Origin of the sequence: Glutamicibacter sp. NPDC087344, assembly GCF_044744225.1 — a bacterium.
GTDB lineage: Bacteria > Actinomycetota > Actinomycetes > Actinomycetales > Micrococcaceae > Glutamicibacter.
Genome location: NZ_JBIUXY010000006.1, coordinates 260,373 through 278,087 on the forward strand (window position 1 = coordinate 260,373; position 17,715 = coordinate 278,087).

14 protein-coding genes are annotated in these 17,715 nt (G+C 64.6%); 9 read left to right on the forward strand and 5 right to left on the reverse strand.

Annotated features, from left to right (window positions below):
• Positions 1–57 precede the first annotated feature (57 nt).
• Positions 58–789, forward strand: coding sequence for an MIP/aquaporin family protein (locus ACIOWL_RS13065; RefSeq protein ID WP_400385698.1), 732 nt, complete (start codon positions 58–60; stop codon positions 787–789).
• Positions 790–823: 34 nt separating this feature from the next.
• The gene (glpK, locus tag ACIOWL_RS13070; protein ID WP_400385701.1) at positions 824–2,344 is read left to right on the forward strand and encodes a glycerol kinase GlpK; all 1,521 of its coding nucleotides are present in this window, start codon (positions 824–826) and stop codon (positions 2,342–2,344) included.
• 90 nt (positions 2,345–2,434) lie between these two features.
• On the opposite strand, the gene ACIOWL_RS13075 is transcribed toward glpK, so the two are convergent.
• Complete coding sequence (locus ACIOWL_RS13075; protein WP_400385704.1) at positions 2,435–4,171, reverse strand: hypothetical protein; 1,737 nt, start codon at positions 4,169–4,171, stop codon at positions 2,435–2,437.
• Between the two features lie 271 nt (positions 4,172–4,442).
• On the opposite strand from ACIOWL_RS13075, the gene leuS reads away from it, so the two are divergent.
• The 5 genes from leuS to holA are packed head-to-tail and all read left to right on the forward strand — an operon-like array spanning position 4,443 to position 11,908.
• Positions 4,443–6,932: a leucine--tRNA ligase gene (gene leuS / locus ACIOWL_RS13080; protein ID WP_400385707.1), complete on the forward strand. Its 2,490-nt coding sequence runs from the start codon at positions 4,443–4,445 to the stop codon at positions 6,930–6,932.
• Between the two features lie 30 nt (positions 6,933–6,962).
• Positions 6,963–7,901 carry a DegV family protein gene (locus ACIOWL_RS13085; protein WP_400385710.1) on the forward strand — a complete coding sequence of 313 codons (939 nt, stop codon included), beginning with the start codon at positions 6,963–6,965 and terminating at the stop codon, positions 7,899–7,901.
• Positions 7,902–7,916: 15 nt separating this feature from the next.
• The gene (locus ACIOWL_RS13090; RefSeq protein ID WP_400385713.1) at positions 7,917–8,603 is read left to right on the forward strand and encodes a helix-hairpin-helix domain-containing protein; all 687 of its coding nucleotides are present in this window, start codon (positions 7,917–7,919) and stop codon (positions 8,601–8,603) included.
• A gap of 10 nt (positions 8,604–8,613) precedes the next feature.
• Positions 8,614–10,881 carry a ComEC/Rec2 family competence protein gene (locus tag ACIOWL_RS13095; RefSeq protein WP_400385716.1) on the forward strand — a complete coding sequence of 756 codons (2,268 nt, stop codon included), beginning with the start codon at positions 8,614–8,616 and terminating at the stop codon, positions 10,879–10,881.
• 34 nt (positions 10,882–10,915) lie between these two features.
• Entirely contained in the window at positions 10,916–11,908 is a 993-nt protein-coding gene (holA, locus tag ACIOWL_RS13100; RefSeq protein ID WP_400385719.1) for a DNA polymerase III subunit delta, read from the forward strand.
• A gap of 159 nt (positions 11,909–12,067) precedes the next feature.
• Here holA and rpsT read toward each other — a convergent pair whose 3' ends face one another.
• Together rpsT and ACIOWL_RS13110 are read right to left on the reverse strand one after the other, a co-directional pair.
• Positions 12,068–12,328, reverse strand: a complete 261-nt coding sequence (rpsT, locus tag ACIOWL_RS13105) for a 30S ribosomal protein S20 (RefSeq protein ID WP_400385721.1) — start codon at positions 12,326–12,328, stop codon at positions 12,068–12,070.
• A 170-nt stretch (positions 12,329–12,498) separates the two neighbouring features.
• On the reverse strand, positions 12,499–13,032 hold the full coding sequence (locus tag ACIOWL_RS13110; RefSeq protein WP_400385723.1) for a type II toxin-antitoxin system PemK/MazF family toxin: 534 nt from the start codon (positions 13,030–13,032) through the stop codon (positions 12,499–12,501).
• A 109-nt stretch (positions 13,033–13,141) separates the two neighbouring features.
• Between ACIOWL_RS13110 and lepA the strand changes: the two genes are divergently transcribed.
• Positions 13,142–14,986, forward strand: a complete 1,845-nt coding sequence (gene lepA, locus ACIOWL_RS13115; RefSeq protein WP_400385726.1) for a translation elongation factor 4 — start codon at positions 13,142–13,144, stop codon at positions 14,984–14,986.
• A gap of 6 nt (positions 14,987–14,992) precedes the next feature.
• A complete protein-coding gene (gene hemW / locus ACIOWL_RS13120) occupies positions 14,993–16,222 on the forward strand; it encodes a radical SAM family heme chaperone HemW (RefSeq protein ID WP_400385729.1) in 1,230 nt (409 codons plus the stop codon).
• Positions 16,223–16,250: 28 nt separating this feature from the next.
• On the opposite strand, the gene ACIOWL_RS13125 is transcribed toward hemW, so the two are convergent.
• Both ACIOWL_RS13125 and ACIOWL_RS13130 read right to left on the reverse strand, forming a co-directional pair.
• Positions 16,251–16,598: a DUF4870 domain-containing protein gene (locus ACIOWL_RS13125; protein WP_400385732.1), complete on the reverse strand. Its 348-nt coding sequence runs from the start codon at positions 16,596–16,598 to the stop codon at positions 16,251–16,253.
• A 141-nt stretch (positions 16,599–16,739) separates the two neighbouring features.
• A complete protein-coding gene (locus tag ACIOWL_RS13130; protein ID WP_400385734.1) occupies positions 16,740–17,612 on the reverse strand; it encodes a DUF3097 domain-containing protein in 873 nt (290 codons plus the stop codon).
• Positions 17,613–17,715: the final 103 nt, after the last annotated feature.

A 17,715-nucleotide genomic window follows, 5' to 3' on the forward strand; every position in this document is an offset into this window, starting at 1 on the left:
CTGCCGTTGCGCCGGCGGCAGGGTGTCGCCGGCGAGCGAAATTGCGCATAGGGGTCAATGTTGTCCACTCACGTGTTTCTTTCCGAACTCATCGGAACCCTGGTACTGATCCTGATGGGCGCGGGCGTTTGCGCCAACGTGTCCCTGAAGGGCACCTTGGGAAGCGCTGCCGGCTGGGTAGCCATCAGCTTCGGTTGGGGCTTAGCCGTTTTTTGCGGGGTGTGGGTTTCGGCCCCCTCCGGCGGCCACCTCAACCCGGCCGTCACCTTCGGTACCATGATCAACCCGGAGGCAACCGAGCTAGCTGACGGTGTCGCCAAAACCTGGGGCAATGCCTCGCTGTACGTCCTCGCCCAGCTCATCGGCGCGTTTTTGGGCGCCGTTCTTGCGTGGCTTGCCTACAAAAAACATTTTGACCAAAAGGAGAACCAGGGAAATGTCCTGGGTGTCTTCGCGACCGGCCCGGTCATCCGCTCCTACGGGTGGAACCTGGTCTCCGAAATCATCGGAACCTTCATCCTGGTGTTCGTGATCGGCGGTTTCGGCGGAACTCCCAATGGATTGGGCCCGCTGGCTGTAGGCTTCCTGGTAGTGGCCATCGGCCTGTCCCTGGGCGGATCGACCGGCTACGCCATCAACCCGGCGCGCGACCTGATGCCGCGCCTGGCCCATGCGATCTTGCCGATCCCGGGCAAGGGGTCATCCGACTGGTCCTACGCCTGGGTTCCGGTGGTTGGTCCGCTGCTCGGTGGCGCCCTGGGCGGCCTGGGTGTCGCCTTCCTGCTCTAGTACCGCTGATTCACGAACAGAAAGTTGATTGACCGTGAGTAACAAATACGTCATTGCAATTGACCAGGGAACCACCAGTTCCCGTGCGATCGTTTTCGACCACGCCGGCGAGGTCGTTTCGGTAGGCCAGCTCGAACACGAGCAGATTTTCCCGGCCGCCGGGTGGGTTGAGCACAACCCCGCCGAGATCTGGGACAACGTGCGCGAAGTCATCGGCACGGCCCTGTCCAAGGCGAACCTGACCAGGCACGACATCGAGGTTGTGGGAATCACCAACCAGCGTGAAACCACCGTGGTGTGGGACAAAAACACCGGCGAGGCGGTCTACAACGCGATCGTCTGGCAAGATACCCGCACCCAGGACATCGTCGATCAACTCGCCTCGGACCATGGGATCGAACGCTACAAACAAACGGTGGGCTTGCCGCTGGCAACCTACTTCGCCGGAACCAAAATCAAGTGGATTCTGGATAATGTTCCCGGGGCGCGCGAACGCGCCGAGGCCGGCGACCTGCTGTTCGGCACCACCGACAGCTGGGTGCTGTGGAACCTGACCGGCGGCGTGGACGGCGGGGTGCACGTCACCGACGTGACCAACGCATCGCGCACCTTGTTTATGAACCTGTCGACCCTGCAGTGGGATGAGCAGATCCTGGCCGATTTCGGGGTTCCTGCCTCGATGCTGCCCGAGATCAAATCCTCCTCCGAGGTGTACGGCACGGTGGCCTCCAACCAGCTGCTGCGCGAGGTGCCGGTCGCCGGCATCCTGGGCGACCAGCAGTCGGCGACGTTCGGGCAGGCCGCTTTCACCGCGGGTACCGCAAAAAACACCTACGGCACCGGTTGCTTCTTGATTTTCAACACCGGCACCGAGATCGTGAACTCCTCCAACGGACTGATCACCACGATGGCGTACAAGCTGGGTGATGCCGATCCGGTGTACGCGCTGGAAGGTTCGATTGCCGTAGCCGGTTCGCTGGTGCAGTGGTTGCGCGATAACATCGGCATGATCGCCTCGGCCGCAGAAATCGAAGAGCTCGCCGCCCAGGTTCAGGACAACGGCGGGGTGTACATCGTCCCGGCGTTCTCCGGGCTGTTTGCCCCGTACTGGCGTTCGGATGCCCGCGGCGCGATCGTGGGGTTGACGCGCTACGCGAACAAGCACCACATTGCCCGCGCGGCGCTTGAGTCCACGGCTTTCCAGACCCGCGAGGTGCTCGATGCGGTGAACGCCGACGCCGAGGTGCCGTTGACCGAACTGAAGGTCGACGGCGGAATGGTCGCCAACGAAGCGTTGATGCAGTTCCAGGCCGATATCCTGGGAGTTCCCGTGGTCCGCCCCAAGGTCACCGAGACCACCGCGCTGGGTGCCGCCTACGCGGCCGGGCTGGCCGTCGGCTACTGGAAGGACCTGGGCGAACTGGAAGCGAACTGGGCCGAGGACAAACGCTGGGAGCCAGCCATGGATGAACAGGCACGCGAACGCAGCCTGCGTCTGTGGAAGAAGGCCGTCACCCGCACCTTCGACTGGGTCGACGAAGACACCAAGGCCTAGCCCCTAGGGTGCAACGTGCGTGAAACGGGTCCCGGCCAACCAGCTTCTGGTTGACCGGGACCCGTTTCGCTGCCGGCCAACGGCGGGCCGCTACGGTTCCCCAGGCTGCTCCGGTTCATCATCTAACTGCAGGGCTCCCCAGTAGGTGTTGCGCCGGGGTTTCTGCTCCGGGTCCACGTGCGGGGGCAGCACCACATGGGGCAGCCCGTCCACGTCAACCACCTTCAGGTGGCCGGCGTGGCGCCCGTGATGCTCGTTGGAGCACATCGCGGCCCCGGAATCCACACTTGTTGTCCCGCCCTCGGACCAGGGTTTTTTATAGTGGTCGATCTCCACCAAATCCGGCGGGGTGGTGCATTCGGGCACGATGCAGCCCCGATCGCGGGCCATCACCGCCATTTTGATGGTTCCCCGGTGGAATCGTCGGGAGCGGCCGACGTCGATTGGTTGGCTGTTGCCGCCGAGCACCAAGGGGATCACCCGGGCGGCCGCCAGCAGCTGCCTCAGCTCGCCCGGCGGAATGTCCACCCCATGGGCGGTGATGCCGTGGGCCGTGGCCAGATTTTTCAGGTCCTTGAGCCACAGGTAAACCAGGATCTTCGGGACGATCGTTTTCTTTTTGCCGCCGCTGGTTGCGGTGCACAGGATGTCCATCAACGCGTTGAGCCGGCGCAATGGGGCACTTGGTTCTTGACCCGGATCAGGCTCATCCTGCTCGGGGTCCGCATCCGTGGTGTCCTCATCCGGCTCGGTGTCCGCCGGCTCGTCCTGCTCGTCGTGCTCGTCCTCGGCGCCGCCCTGCCCGGATTCAGGCTCCGAGGCCCAGTCGGGCATCGGCGACTCGGGGCGAAGCCACGGTGGCGTCGGGGGATCGGCCGCATCCTGGGCAGGATCCGGCGGCGCAGCTTGCCCGGCTTGTTCCGCCGGCGCCGCATCCTCCTGGCGGGCCTTGGCACCGCCCCGTCCGCGTTTGCTCCCGGCCTGGGCGGCTAGCGAGCGGAGAAACTCCGCATGGGTGGCCAGGGTGTGCAGCGCGAAGGTGTGCACCCCGCGGATCACCGGACCGACAAAAAGTCCCAGCGGCGGGGCGGGCGCATCCTGATGCAGCTGCTTGTACAACTTGATCTGGGTCGAGATCCGTTTGCGCGCTTCTACCGGGCCCAGCTGCTCCAGCGCTTGCGCGGCGTGCTCCTCCAACGTTTTGCCGTCCGGTGCACGGGCCGCCAGCTCGCTTGGCATCCCCTCGAAGGTGGTATCCGGCTTCTCCAGTTTCGCTAAACTCCGCGCGGTACTGGCGATCAGTCGGCGATCGGCGTTGCCCTGGGCGTAAAGCTGAGCCAGGTGCTCGAACCTCGGGGCGCAGATAGTGCCCTGGACGTTGCGGCGGCCGATGAGCAGGTGGGCGTCCTCGATCCGCCGCTGCGCCTCGAAATAGGTGATCGACAGCCAGGCGGCCAGCAGATCGGCGGCGCTGGGATAACAGGGGCGGGACGTGGTGAATTCTGCCTCGGTGTCGAAATCGCAGCCTTGGGCCCGCACGGCGTCGAAGGTTTCCAAGCTGAGGTTGGCCGCGCCAGTCAGCTCGGCATCCAGCGCGCTGCCCAACTGCTGGTAATGAACCTGCTGGGCCATGTTTTCCACCAGCTGGGCATGGGCCAGCACCAGGCGCGGATCGTTGGATTCATGAACTAGCCGGCCGATGGCGGTGAACAGGCTCAGGCACAGCGCACCCAATCGCACCAGCATGCCGGCGGCAAGCCGGGTTCCCCCTGGGTGTGGGGATGCGCACAGGGTGTGCAGCGCGGTGAGCAAGGCTTCGATGTTCATACCGTGAGTTTCGCGCACCACGGCACGCCATGCGGCAGCGGGGAGCGATGTGTGGATAACTCCGACGCCGGAAACCCGGTGTTTCATCGATGCGCAGAACTGAGCCCCGGGTGCGGTAGAATCGGCCTATGTATTCCCAGCGCAACCTAGCCTAAGAACGGCCTTGTGGCCGTACCCCCGAGTGGAAATTTGGGGGCTTTTGTTGTGTCTGGAAGCAGAAACCAGTTTTTCCGGCAGGAAATTTTTTTAGCGAATCTGTGAGAAGAGTTCAGTGACATCATCGACGAACGAGACCAGAACCTACGACTTCAAGGACATTGAGTCCAAGTGGCTACCGGTTTGGGACGAGCTAGAGGTGTTCAAGCCGGCCGACGACGGCACGCGTGAACGCCGCTACGTGCTGGACATGTTCCCTTACCCCTCGGGTGACCTGCACATGGGGCATGCCGAGGCGTTTGCCATGGGCGACGTCGTGGCTCGGTACTGGCGCTTGCGCGGTTTTGATGTGATGCACCCGATCGGCTGGGATTCATTCGGCCTGCCCGCAGAAAATGCCGCAATTAAGAACAACGCGCATCCTGCCGACTGGACCTACACCAACATCGAGACCCAGGCAGCCAGTTTCAAGCGCTACGCGATCTCTGCGGACTGGGATCGCCGGCTGCATACCTCGGATCCGGAATACTACCGCTGGACCCAGTGGCTGTTCACCAAGTTCTACGAAAAGGGGCTGGCCTACCGCAAGGACCACCCGGTGAACTGGTGCCCGAAGGACCAGACCGTGCTGGCCAACGAGCAGGTTGTCAACGGCGCCTGCGAACGCTGCGGCACCCAGGTGACCAAAAAGTCGCTGAACCAGTGGTACTTCAAGATCACCGATTACGCCGATCGCCTGCTCGAAGACATGGAGCAGCTCTCAGGCCACTGGCCCGAGCGTGTGCTGCTGATGCAGAAGAACTGGATCGGCCGCTCCGAGGGCGCCGAGGTGACCTTCGAAATCGAGGCCGTCGAGGACAAGCCCGCGGTGAAGATCCCGGTCTTCACCACCCGCCCGGACACCCTGTACGGCGCGACCTTCATGGTAGTTGCCGCGGATGCCGAGCTGGCCGGGCAACTGGTCACCGACGAGCACCGCGAAGCCCTGGAAGCCTACCAGGAGCAGGTGAAGGCCTTGAGCGAGATCGAGCGCCAGTCCACCGAGCGTGAGAAAACCGGTGTGTTCACCGGCCGCTACGGAATCAACCCGCTCTCGGGGGAGAAGCTGCCCATCTGGGCCGCCGACTACGTGCTGGCCGACTACGGCACCGGGGCCATCATGGCCGTGCCGGCGCACGATCAGCGCGATTTGGACTTCGCCCGGAGATTCGACCTGCCGGTGCGGGTGGTTGTGGACACCGGGCTGGAGGACCCGAACGACACCGGCATCGCCACCACCGGAGAAGGCCAGCTGGTCAATTCCGGGCAGCTGGACGGGCTGGCCAAGGCCGACGCGATCGCCAAGGCGATCAAGATCGTGGAAGCCGCCGGCACCGGCGAGCACACCGTGAACTTCCGCCTGCGCGACTGGCTGCTGTCCCGCCAGCGTTTCTGGGGCACCCCGATCCCGATCATCCACTGCGAAGCCTGCGGAGAGATCCCGGTTCCCGAGGACCAGCTGCCGGTGCGCCTGCCGGATAACCTGCGCGGCGAGCAGCTGGCCCCCAAGGGCACCTCCCCGCTGGCCGCCGCCGAGGACTGGGTCAACGTGCCCTGCCCGAGTTGCGGCGCCGCGGCCAAACGCGACACCGACACCATGGACACCTTTGTCGACTCGTCCTGGTACTTCCTGCGCTTCGTCTCCCCGGACTACACCCAAGGCCCGTTCGACCCGAAGGCCGTGCGCGACTGGATGCCGGTCGGGCAGTACGTGGGCGGCGTGGAGCACGCGATCCTGCACCTGCTGTACTCGCGATTCTTCACCAAGGTCATCTACGACCTGGGCCTGATCGAGGCCACCGAGCCGTTTGCCGCCCTGCTGAACCAGGGCCAGGTGCTCAACGGCGGCAAGGCCATGAGCAAGTCGCTGGGCAACGGCGTGGACCTGGGACAGCAGCTGGACAAGTTCGGCGTGGACGCGATCCGCCTGACCATGGTCTTCGCCTCCCCGCCGGAGGACGACGTCGACTGGGCCGATGTGTCCCCGGGCGGTTCGCAGAAGTTCCTGGCCCGCGCCTGGCGCCTGGCCCAGGACACTGCCAGCGAGCCGGGTGCGGACTACACCCAAGGCGAACAGGCGCTGCGCCAGGTCACCCACCGCACCGTGCACGAGTCGGCCCAGCTGCTTGAATCGGGCAAGTTCAACGTGGTGATCGCAAAAACCATGGAGCTGGTCAACGCCACCCGCAAAACCATCGACTCCGGTGCCGGCGCGGCGGATCCAGCGGTGCGCGAGGCGGCCACCGTCGTCGCCCAGCTGCTGAGCCTGTTCGCCCCGTACACCGCCGAGGACATGTGGCAGGCGCTGGGCTACGCGCCGAGCGTCGTGAACAGCGCCTGGCCAGAGGTTGACCAGTCCCTGCTGGTGGATGAGACCATCACCGCCGTGGTGCAGATCAAGGGCAAGGTGCGCGCGCGCCTTGAGGTCTCGGTGGACATCACCGAGGACGAGCTGCGCGAGCAGGCGCTGGCCCACGAGGCCGTGGTGCGGATGCTCGACGGCAAGGCGCCGCTGAAGGTGATTGTGCGCGCCCCCAAGCTGGTGAACGTGGTTCCGGCGCCGTAGCTGCGGCCGCTCGTACCGTAAGCTCAAGATATGACTGAGCGATCCAAGAGCCCACGCACGGGCTGGCTGCATAAGCTGCTGGCCCCGCGTGGGCCAACTGGTCCCCGCATCGGGGTGGTGACCGATTCGGCCTGCTGCCTGCCGCCGCAGCTGCGGCACAGCGAGGACTTGATCATCCTGGGCATCCCGATCATCGTGGACAACCACGTGCACGGCGAGGACATCAACGCGCTGATGATGGGTTTGGCCATGGGCCAGTCGGTGAAAACCTCGCGCCCGGCCCCCGGGGAGTTTGCGCGCGCCTACCAGCAGCTGGCCGATGCCGGCTGCCAGGTGGTCATCTCCATCCACCTCTCCGCGGCGCTCTCCGGAACCCTGGAGGCGGCCCGATTGGCGGCCTCCCAGGCCGCCATCCCGGTCAGCGTGATCGATTCGGGGACCGTGGCCCTGGCCCAGGGCTATGCGGTGGCCGACGTGCTCGCCGCCCGGCAGGCCGGTGCCGGGTTGGCAATGCTCGAGCAGCTGGCCTCCGCGGCGAAAACCAACTCGGTGTATTTCGCGGTGCCCAGCCTGGAGCAGCTGCGCCGCGGCGGGCGCATCAGCACCGTCTCCTCGGTGTTCGGCAACCTGTTGAACGTCAAACCGATCCTGGGCATCGTGGACGGGGCGATCACCCCGCTGGAAAAACCGCGCTCCTTCGCCCGGGCCCAGGCCCGGCTGGTCGCCCTGGCCCAGCGGGATTCCGCCGCGGCCACCGGGCCGGTGCGTTTGGGTGTGATGCATTTCGGGGCGGCCGAGCTGGCCAGCGAGATCGCCACCGAGCTGAAACCCTATAGCGCTCCGGAGGTGCTTGTCTGCTCGCTGCCGGCGGTGTTGGCCGCCCACACCGGAATGGGGGTCCTCGGGGTGGCCGTCGCCCCGCTGTATCCACAGTCCGGACCCGATGCGGCCGCCTCAGGCCAGCCCTAGCCCACACTGGGGCGCATGGGGCGCCATGACTTTTTCAGCCGGTACACACCGCAGGCCTCGCGGCTGCGTTTTGCCGTGAGCCGTGCGGCGGTGCTGGTCCTTGTGCTGGTGGTGCTCGCCTGGATCGGCCTGTCCATCCTGCTGGCCCCGCCGCCAACCACCACCCAGCTGCAGACCGTGCCGCTGGTCTCCTCACCCTCGCCCCTGCCGGTGCCCGGGGATGCGGGTCCTTCCGGCTCGCAGTCCGCACCCCAATCCGCAACGGGTCAGACACCGGCGGCCGGCGGGGTGACGGTGCATGTGGTAGGCGCAGTGAAAAAGCCGGGGGTTTATTCCCTGGCCGCCGGCTCGCGGATCGTCGACGCGCTGGAAGCCGCCGGTGGCATGGGCAAAAACGCGCGTCCCGAACTGCTGAACCTGGCCGCGCCGCTCAGCGACGGCCAGCAGGTAGTGCTGCCCGGGGCCGAGGCCACGGCCGGCTCGGCATCAGCACCGGCGGAAGCGGAGAACCCAAAAGTTTCGCTGAACACCGCCGATGCGCAGACCCTGCAAGAGCTTCCGGGCATCGGCCCGGCACTGGCCGGGAGGATCATCGATTTCCGCGAGGCCAACGGGCCGTTCACCTCGGTGGACGAGCTGGATGCGGTCTCCGGCATCGGGCCGGCTGTCCTGGGCAACCTGCGCGACCTGGTCGAACCGTGAGGCGCCGGTAATGCGCACCGATTTCCGCGGGCTCTGGCTGTTGGGCGGGGCGTGGCTCGCGGCGCTGCTGCACCCTCCGGGGTGGGTGATCTTGCTGCTGCTAGGTGCGCTGGCCGGCGGGATCGCCCTGCTGCTGCGCCCGCGGCACAACACCCCGTCGGCCGCCCCGTGGTTCACCGGCCCGCTGCTGTTGCTGCTTGGCGCGCTGGCGGTTTTCGGGGCCGCGCTTCACACCCGCGACTGCACCCTGCCCGAACCAGGGGAGCAACAACGCCGCATCGCCGTGCACTTTGAACAGCCCCCGCCCAGCCGCGAGGGCCGCATCGCCGGGGCCGCCGAGCTGACCGCCTACCAGAGCCAGGGAAACTGGGTCTCCTGCCGCATCCCGATCTACCTGAGCCTGCCCGGCCCGTTGCCGGGCAACACCCGCGAGTTCAGCGTCATCGCAACCCTGCAACCGGCCGAGGGCTCGGGTAGTTTCAGCTGGTGGGCCCGCGCGGACAGCGAGCCCAAGGTCAGAAGCTGGTCGTTGCCCACCCCGGCAAGCAACCTCAAGGAACGATTTGCCGCGCAGCTTGAAAACCTGCCGCCTCACGCCCGGGCGCTGCTGCCGGGCATGCTGTACGGGGACCGTTCCGGGCAGGATGAGCAGCTGGACGAGGCCATGAAGGCCAGCGGGTTGAGCCACCTGACCGCGGTCAGCGGGTCGAACATCGCGTTGCTGGGATCGATGGTGATGCTTCTGCTGCGGTTGTTCGCGGTGCCGCGGCTGCTGGCCGGGGTGCTGATGGCCGGGTGCCTGGGTCTGTTTGTGATGTTCGTCGGGCCCGATCCCAGCGTGTTGCGCGCCGGGCTCATGGGGGCGATCGCGGTCTTTTCCCTGTTATCCGGGCGCGGCCAGGGCTCCCTGGGCATCCTGGGGGTCAGCGCCACGGTGCTGCTGCTGATCGACCGTTCGCTGGGCAGCGAACCGGCGTTCGCGTTATCGGTGCTGGCCACCGCCGGAATCATCATGCTCGCCCCGAGCCTGGGCGAGCTGGCCGGACGCATCCTTCCGGCGGGGCTGGCGGAACTGACCGCGATCTGCTGCGCCGCGCAGTTCACCTGCCTGCCGGTGGTGATCGCGCTGAATGAGAACTTCAGCCTCTACTCCCTGCCAGCGAACCTGCTGGTGGCTCCGTTGCTGCCGGTGATCACCATCCTCGGGGTGCTCGCACTGCTGGTGTGCACCGTGCTTCCCTCCCTGGCGCACACGCTGCTCTGGCTGATTGCCTGGCCGGCCGAAGCCATCGGCCAGATCGCGCGGCTGGTAGTCGAACTTCCCGGGGCCAGCCGGCCCTGGCCGCAGGGTCTGCCGGGGGTGGTGATCGCCGCCGGGATTGCGGTGGTTTTTTGCGTGCTGCTGATTTCTGCGAGCCAGAGCGAGCACCAGCGGGTGCAGCGGATCTGCTGGGGCCTGCTCGGCGCCCTGGCGCTTTTTGTCGCCGCCCTGGTGCTCCCGGCCACCTTGTTCTGGAAAGCGCCGATCGAGCGGACGTGGTCGCTGGCGATGTGCGATGTCGGCCAGGGGGACGCGCTGGTGATCCGCGACGGCCCCGCCAACGGCTGGCTGATCGATACCGGGCCGCCGCAGGGCGGTGTGGTGGACTGCCTGCACCAGCTGGGGATCACCTCGCTGTCCAAGGTGTTCATGACCCATCAGGACAACGACCACTTTGGCGGGCTTTCGGAGCTGGAAGCCTCGGGGATCACGCTGGGGCAAAAACTGGTCTCGGCAGGTTTTCCCGAGCAGCTCTGGCAGCCGCACGAGGTGCTCAACCCCGGTGACACCGGGCACGGAGAGGCGGTCGCCTTCACCGTGATCGGCCCCGATCCGTCCCAGGTTCGCGGGGCCGAGCCCAATGACATCTCCCTGGTGCTGCGTTTCACGTTCGCCGTGGGATCCGGGCACGTTGATTTTGTAACCGCCGGGGACATGGAGGAGCAGGCAATGCGCCGGCTGCTGGCCGCGCACCCGCAGGGCCCCGCAACCATCCTCAAGGCCTCGCACCACGGCGCCCGCAACGGGGGAGAAGAGCTGATCAAGGCGGTGAAACCGCAGGTGTTTTTGATTTCGGTGGGTGCGAAGAACACCTACGGGCACCCCAACCAGGCGATCGTGGACACCGCGAAGGGTGTTGGCGCGCAGGTGCTGCGCACCGATGAGCAGGGAACTATTCTGCTCACATTCACCCCTGAGGGGGTGCAGGCGGCATCGCTGGGCTCCCCGGTTCGGTAGGATCGATATATTGCACGACGCACTAAGGAGTTTGATGGCACGCGCCCAGGCCAATCCCGGGATCTCTTGGCGAGAGATCACCCCGCAACCGCTGCTCTTGCTCTCCGGGTCGGAACAGTACCTCGCGTCCCGGGCCTTCGAACTGCTGCGCGCCCAGGCCGCCACCCGCGAGGATATCGCCACCACCAGGTTGAACGCGCAAACCTATGAGCCCGGCGAACTGCTGCTGGCCACCAGCGCCTCGCTGTTCACCACCGCCAACCTTGTTGAAGTTCACGATCTGGCCAGCATGAACGAGTACTTCCTCAAGGATGCCCTGGCCTACCTGAAATCTCCCGCGCCGGAGAACGTGGTAATCCTGCATCACTCCGGGGGCGTCCGCGGGAAAAAATTGCTTGACGCGCTCAAGGCCGCCGGCGCGGTGATCGTGAACTGCCAGCCGGTCAAAAAGGACGCGGAGAAGATCGAGTTCGTCACCGCCGAGTTCAAGGCGGCCAAACGCCGTATCACCAACGACGCCATCAAGGCGCTGGTTGCGGCCGTCGGCAACTCGTTGGCCGAGCTTGGCTCCAGCTGCGCTCAGCTGGTCCAAGACACCACCGGCACCATCGACCAGGACGTGGTGGACAAGTATTACGGCGGGCGCGTCGAGGCCACGGCCTTTAAAGTCGCCGACGCCGCCATTGCCGGCAATGCCCAGGTTGCCCTGCGCACGCTGCGTCATGCGCTGAGCACTGGAACCGATCCGATCCCCATCGTGGCGACGCTGGCCATGAAGGTGCGCCAGCTGGCCAAGGTGCTCGGTGTCAACGAGCCGGCCGCCGCACTCGCCTCGCAGTTGGGCATGGCTCCCTGGCAGGTCCAGCAGGCCCAGCAGCAGGCGCGCGGGTGGAAACGCGCGGATCTTGCCGCGTGTGTTGAAACCATCGCGCTCACCGACCGCATGGTCAAGGGCGGCGGCCGGTCCCCGGGGTACGCGCTTGAGCACGCAATCCTCTTTATCGCCGGCAAGGCCCCGCGGCACTAGCCGGGCGCCAAGCTCCAAACAGCGCAGGCGCCGCCGATTATCCGCCTGGCGCCTGCGCTGTCTTCCCGCTGCATTTTCGCGGCTCGCGGGAAAATGAGACGGGAAAAATAAAACCCCCGGAACCGAAGTTCCAGGGGAGTTATCGAAGTCTAGCGTTGCTTAGAGGGCGTTAACCTTCTTGGCGAGGGCCGACTTGCGGTTAGCAGCGTTGTTCTTGTGCAGAACACCCTTGCTAACAGCCTTGTCCAGCTTCTTGCCAGCCAAGCGCAGTGCGTCAGTTGCCTTGTCCTTGTCGCCGGCAACTACAGCGTCGTTGACGTTGCGGATGACGGTCTTTACCTCGGAGCGGACAGCTACGTTACGCAGGCGTGCCTTCTCGTTGGTGAGGATGCGCTTCTTCTGGGACTTGATGTTTGCCACTTTAATAAACTCTCTCGTTTATCGTTTTATACGGTCGGTAGAGGGTTCATCCTTCAGGCCATCGACTGAGCGGTGTGGGGCACCTATGGCGACCCGAAGGGGGCGTGCCGCCCAACCTGCGCGACACACAAGAGTTAACTCTAGCAGAATGCCCCGGCCGCAGCGACCGTTCAGCGCCGCCCGTTTAGGACCTTCACCACATTGCGGAACCGGCCTTCGTCCAGAATGGCGCCCTCGCGACGCACCGAGCGTTGCGAGAGCCGAATGATGCGGTTGAGTTTCACTTCGCTGGGGCGCCGTTCCCGATCCCAGGATCCGGTGCCGATATCCAGGTAGTCGGGGTTGTGGTGCTGAGAGTTGTTTTTGTCCTTGCTGGTCAGCATCAAACCCAGCAACCAGTTGCCGTCTCGCCCGATGATGAGCACCGGGCGGTCCTTGCCCTGGGAGTAATCCTCCTCGTAGGGGACCCAGCCCCACACGATTTCCCCCGGATCCGCGTCCCCGTCGAGCTTGGGGCTGTACTCATAATGGATCGCACCTCGATAATCCCCGGGGTAGCCGGCCGAGGCGGTGGGAGGCGTGCGAGTCGCCGCGCCGCCACCGGTAGCCGAACCTGTGCCGCGCGAGTCCTTGGCGCTCGGCGCAGCCAGGTCCTTCAACGTGCGGCGGATGAACTCGAAGATCTTCTGTGCATTCAAAGCCATGCACCACAAACTATCAGCGCCCGAGCCCGAAATGTGTTCTCACCCGCAAAACATGACAGAATAGGCGTAATTCAATCATGTCTGCTCATTGCTAGTGAGGTCTGTTTAGGTGTCTCCCTTGGCCCGCACCGCTCCGGTGCCTGCCGCGACCGATCCGTCGCTTATCCGTAACTTCTGCATCATCGCGCACATCGACCATGGCAAGTCCACGCTGGCCGACCGCATGCTGCAACTCACCGGCGTGGTCGCGGCCCGCGACATGAAGGCCCAGTACCTGGACCGCATGGATATCGAACGCGAACGCGGCATCACCATCAAGTCGCAGGCCGTGAGGATGCCCTGGGAAGTGGAGGGCACTTCCTACGCGCTGAACATGATCGACACCCCCGGGCACGTGGACTTCACCTACGAGGTATCTCGTTCGCTGGCCGCCTGCGAAGGGGCGATTTTGCTGGTTGACGCGGCGCAGGGAATCGAAGCCCAGACGCTGGCCAACCTGTATCTGGCGATCGAGGGCGACCTGACCATCATCCCGGTCCTGAACAAGATCGACCTGCCCAACGCCCAGCCGGAGAAGTACGCCGCGGAGTTGGCGAACCTGATCGGCTGCGACCCGGATGACGTGCTGAAGGTTTCGGGCAAAACCGGCGAAGGTGTTGAAGCGCTGCTGGACGAGGTTATCAAGCAGCTTCCAGCACCTGTGGGTGTTGCCGATGCTCCGGCCCGGGCGATGATTTTCGACTCGGTCTACGACACCTACCGCGGTGTGGTGACCTATGTGCGAGTGGTCGACGGCAAGCTCGAGCCCCGTGAAAAAATCCAGATGATGTCCACCGGCACCACCCACGAACTGCTGGAAATCGGTGTGTCTTCCCCCAATCCGATCCCCACCAAGGGGCTCAGCGTGGGCGAAGTCGGTTACCTGATCACCGGTGTGAAAGATGTGCGCCAGTCGAAGGTCGGCGACACCGTCACCAATTTCCTGCGCCCGGCCACGGAAAACCTGGGCGGTTACGAAGAGCCCAAACCCATGGTCTTCTCCGGCCTGTACCCGCTGGATGGCACCGACTACCCGGCCCTGCGCGACGCGCTGGATAAGCTGCAGCTCAACGACGCGGCGCTGATCTACGAGCCGGAAACTTCCGTGGCCCTGGGCTTCGGTTTCCGCGTAGGCTTCTTGGGCCTGCTGCACCTGGAAATCACCCGCCAGCGTCTGGAAACCGAATTCAACCTGGATCTGATCTCCACCGCGCCAAACGTGGTGTACGAGGTGATGGGCGAGGACAAGCGGATGATCACGGTCACCAACCCCTCGGAATTCCCCGACGGGAAGATCCTGGAGGTTCACGAACCGATGGTCGCGGCCACCATCTTGGCCCCGAGCGAGTTCATCGGCGCGGTCATGGAACTGTGCCAGACCCGGCGCGGAACCATGCGCGGCATGGACTACCTCTCCGAGGACCGGGTGGAGATGCGTTACCACCTGCCGCTGGCCGAAATCGTTTTCGATTTCTTCGACCAGCTCAAGTCGCGCACCCGCGGGTATGCCTCGCTGGACTGGAAGGCCGACGGAGAGCAGGTCGCGGACCTGGTCAAGGTCGACATCTTGCTGCAGGGCGACCAGGTGGACGCATTCTCCGCCATCACCCACCGCGACAAGGCATACAGCTACGGCACCATGATGACCTCCAAGCTGCGCGAGTTGATTCCACGCCAGCAATTCGAGGTTCCCATCCAGGCCGCCATCGGCTCGCGGATCATCGCCCGCGAAAACATTCGCGCCATCCGCAAGGATGTGCTTGCCAAGTGCTACGGCGGCGACATCAGCCGCAAGCGCAAGCTGCTTGAAAAGCAGAAGGAAGGCAAGAAGCGGATGAAGATGGTTGGCCGTGTGGAGGTTCCACAGGAAGCATTTATCGCCGCGCTGTCCACCGACGAACCGAAAAAGAAGTAGAGCTGCATGCCCTCAGTATTGCCTGACGGCGATCCGGCTCCGGCCGATGGTCTGCTCCCCGCAGCGTGTGCGCACGGTGCGACGGAGCGGACCATGTCCTTTTATGTCCATATTCCGTTCTGCACGGTGCGTTGCGGGTATTGCGACTTCAACACCTACACCGCCACGGAGCTCGGCAGCGGATCCAGCCAAGCGACCTACGCCGCCACCGTGAGCCAAGAGATCAGCTTCGCCAAAACCGTGCTTCAACGCTCCGGTGTGCCGCACCGAGAGATTGAAACGGTCTTTTTTGGCGGGGGAACACCGACCCTGTTGCCGGCCGCCGACCTGGTCAGCGTGTTGCATCGGATCAGTTCCGAATTCGGGCTGAAGCCCGGCGCCGAGGTCACCACCGAAGCCAACCCGGACTCGGTGACCCGTGAAAGCCTGCGCGAGCTGGCCGATGGCGGATTCACCCGGGTTTCCTTCGGCATGCAGTCGGCGGTCCCGCACGTGTTGAAGGTGCTTGAACGCACCCACAACCCGGCACGGGTGCCGCAGGCGGTCGCCTGGGCCCGGGAGGCCGGTTTGGATGTCAGTGTTGACCTGATCTACGGCACCCCGGGGGAGTCGCTTCAGGATTGGCGCACCAGCATCGAAGCCGCGTTGAGCTACCAGCCCGACCATATCTCCGCTTACGCGCTGATCATCGAGGACGGCACCAAACTCGCCGCACAGATCCGCCGCGGCGAGGTGGCGCCGATCGACGACGATGATCACGCCGAAAAATACCAGTTGGCCGATGAGCTGTTCGCCGCGGCCGGGCTTTCCTGGTACGAGGTCAGCAACTGGGCGCGCAGCGCCGAGCATGCCTGCCGCCACAACGTTGCCTATTGGCAGGGCGGGGATTGGTGGGGCGCCGGGCCCGGTGCGCACTCCCACATCGGCGGGCTGCGTTGGTGGAACGTCAAGCATCCAGCGGCCTACCAGCAACGGATCGACGGCGGGATTTCCCCGGGCCACGGACGCGAGTTCCCCGATGCCCAGGCGGTCCAGCTGGAGCAGACCATGCTGCTGACCCGGTTGAGCAGCGGCATGCCGATCAGCGAGCTCGATTCCGCCGGGCGCACCAAGGTGGCCGGGTTGATCGCCGACGAGCTGATCGACCCGCGTGCAGCGTTCGCCGGGCGGATCGTGTTAACGCAAAGAGGCCGGCTCCTGGCCGACCTCGTGGTTCGCGAACTGCTGGATTTCTAGGCCGCTGCCTGAAACGACGCCCCTGCAGCTACTTCATCAACCGCAAGTTCAGCGGGTAGCGGTAGGGGCGTCCCTTGTTGGCTTGAATGGCGGCGTAGGCGCCGGCGAGGGTCATGAATACCCACAGGCAGACGGCGACCACGGCAAATATCCAGCCGATGCCCGGCAGCAGGTTCAACAGGTTCAGCGCGATGGCCACAATGGTCAGCGGGAACGTGAAATTAAACGCTTCCTTGGACTCCTGGGCGGTGAATGGGCCGCGATCCCGGTAGACCGCGAAGATGATCGCCGACGGAATGCAACCCAGGATCGCGCCAAAGTGCGCGAGCATCGCCCACTGCCGGTCTTCCGAGGGGGACAGCGGCAATGCGGACACGTTCGATCCCTCGAAGCGCGAGTTCTCAGATGGTGGTACCTGGCGAGATGTCACGTGGCTGTCCTTGTCTTGCGGTGTGGATTAAGACCATAATATCGAGCTTCTGCCAGCGCTTTGACCAACGGCACCCGGAAACTCCAATTATTGGTCAATCGTTAGGAAACCGTAATCTTCCGTGGTGAGGAAATCGATTAGTTCCTCAACTTTTCCCAGCAACGTCGGCTCCAGCTGGCCGTAATGGGTCACCGTGGAGAGGATCCGCTGCCAGCCGATCCCCAGGTCCTCGGCGCTTGCATGCGGCCAACCGAAGGCGCGCAACACCCCGGTTTTCCAGTCGGTCCCGCGTGGGATTACCGGCCACGCGGCGATCCCCAGCGTTTCGGGTTTGATCGCCTGCCACACATCCACGTAGGGGTGCCCGAGGATCAGCACGTTGCCGGCGGCACCCGGTGTTTTCATGGCTTCGGCGACGATCCGTGACTCCTTGGTGCCCGAGATCAAGTGGTCAACCAGGATTCCGAGGCGGCGGGTCGGGGAGGGGGCGAACTCGCGGATCGCTGCGGAAAGGTCGTCGACCCCGTGCAGCGGCTCGACCACAATACCTTCAACCCGAAGGTCGTGGCCCCAGACCTTTTCAACCAGTTCGGCATCGTGCTTACCCTCGACCCAGATGCGGCTGGCGCGCGCGGTCCGGGCCTTGAGGTCCTTCACCGCCCGCGAACCGGAGGCGGAAACCAGCGATGTGGTTTCCTTGGTCTTTTTGACGGGATCAACGATCTCAACCGGCTCGCCCTCGAGCAGGAATCCGAACCCGGATTGAAAAGATCGTGTTTTGCGGTGGCGGTCTTCCAACACGATCACCCGCATCCCACCGGACTTCTCGGTTCGTATCACTTCCCCTACCCAACCGGAGACGGCATCTTCAAGGATCATGCCGCGTTGAACCGGTACCTGACGGAGTTTTTTAGGTGCCGGAGCACTCAGATCTTGCGGTCCCCAGGAGAAATCGGACACGTACTGCCTTTCGCTGTGATCGAATACGCTCGAAATCCAATGCTAGCAACTGCTGAACGTATTAGACTTGGCACTTGACAGGTTAGAGTGCCAAGTGTGTTGG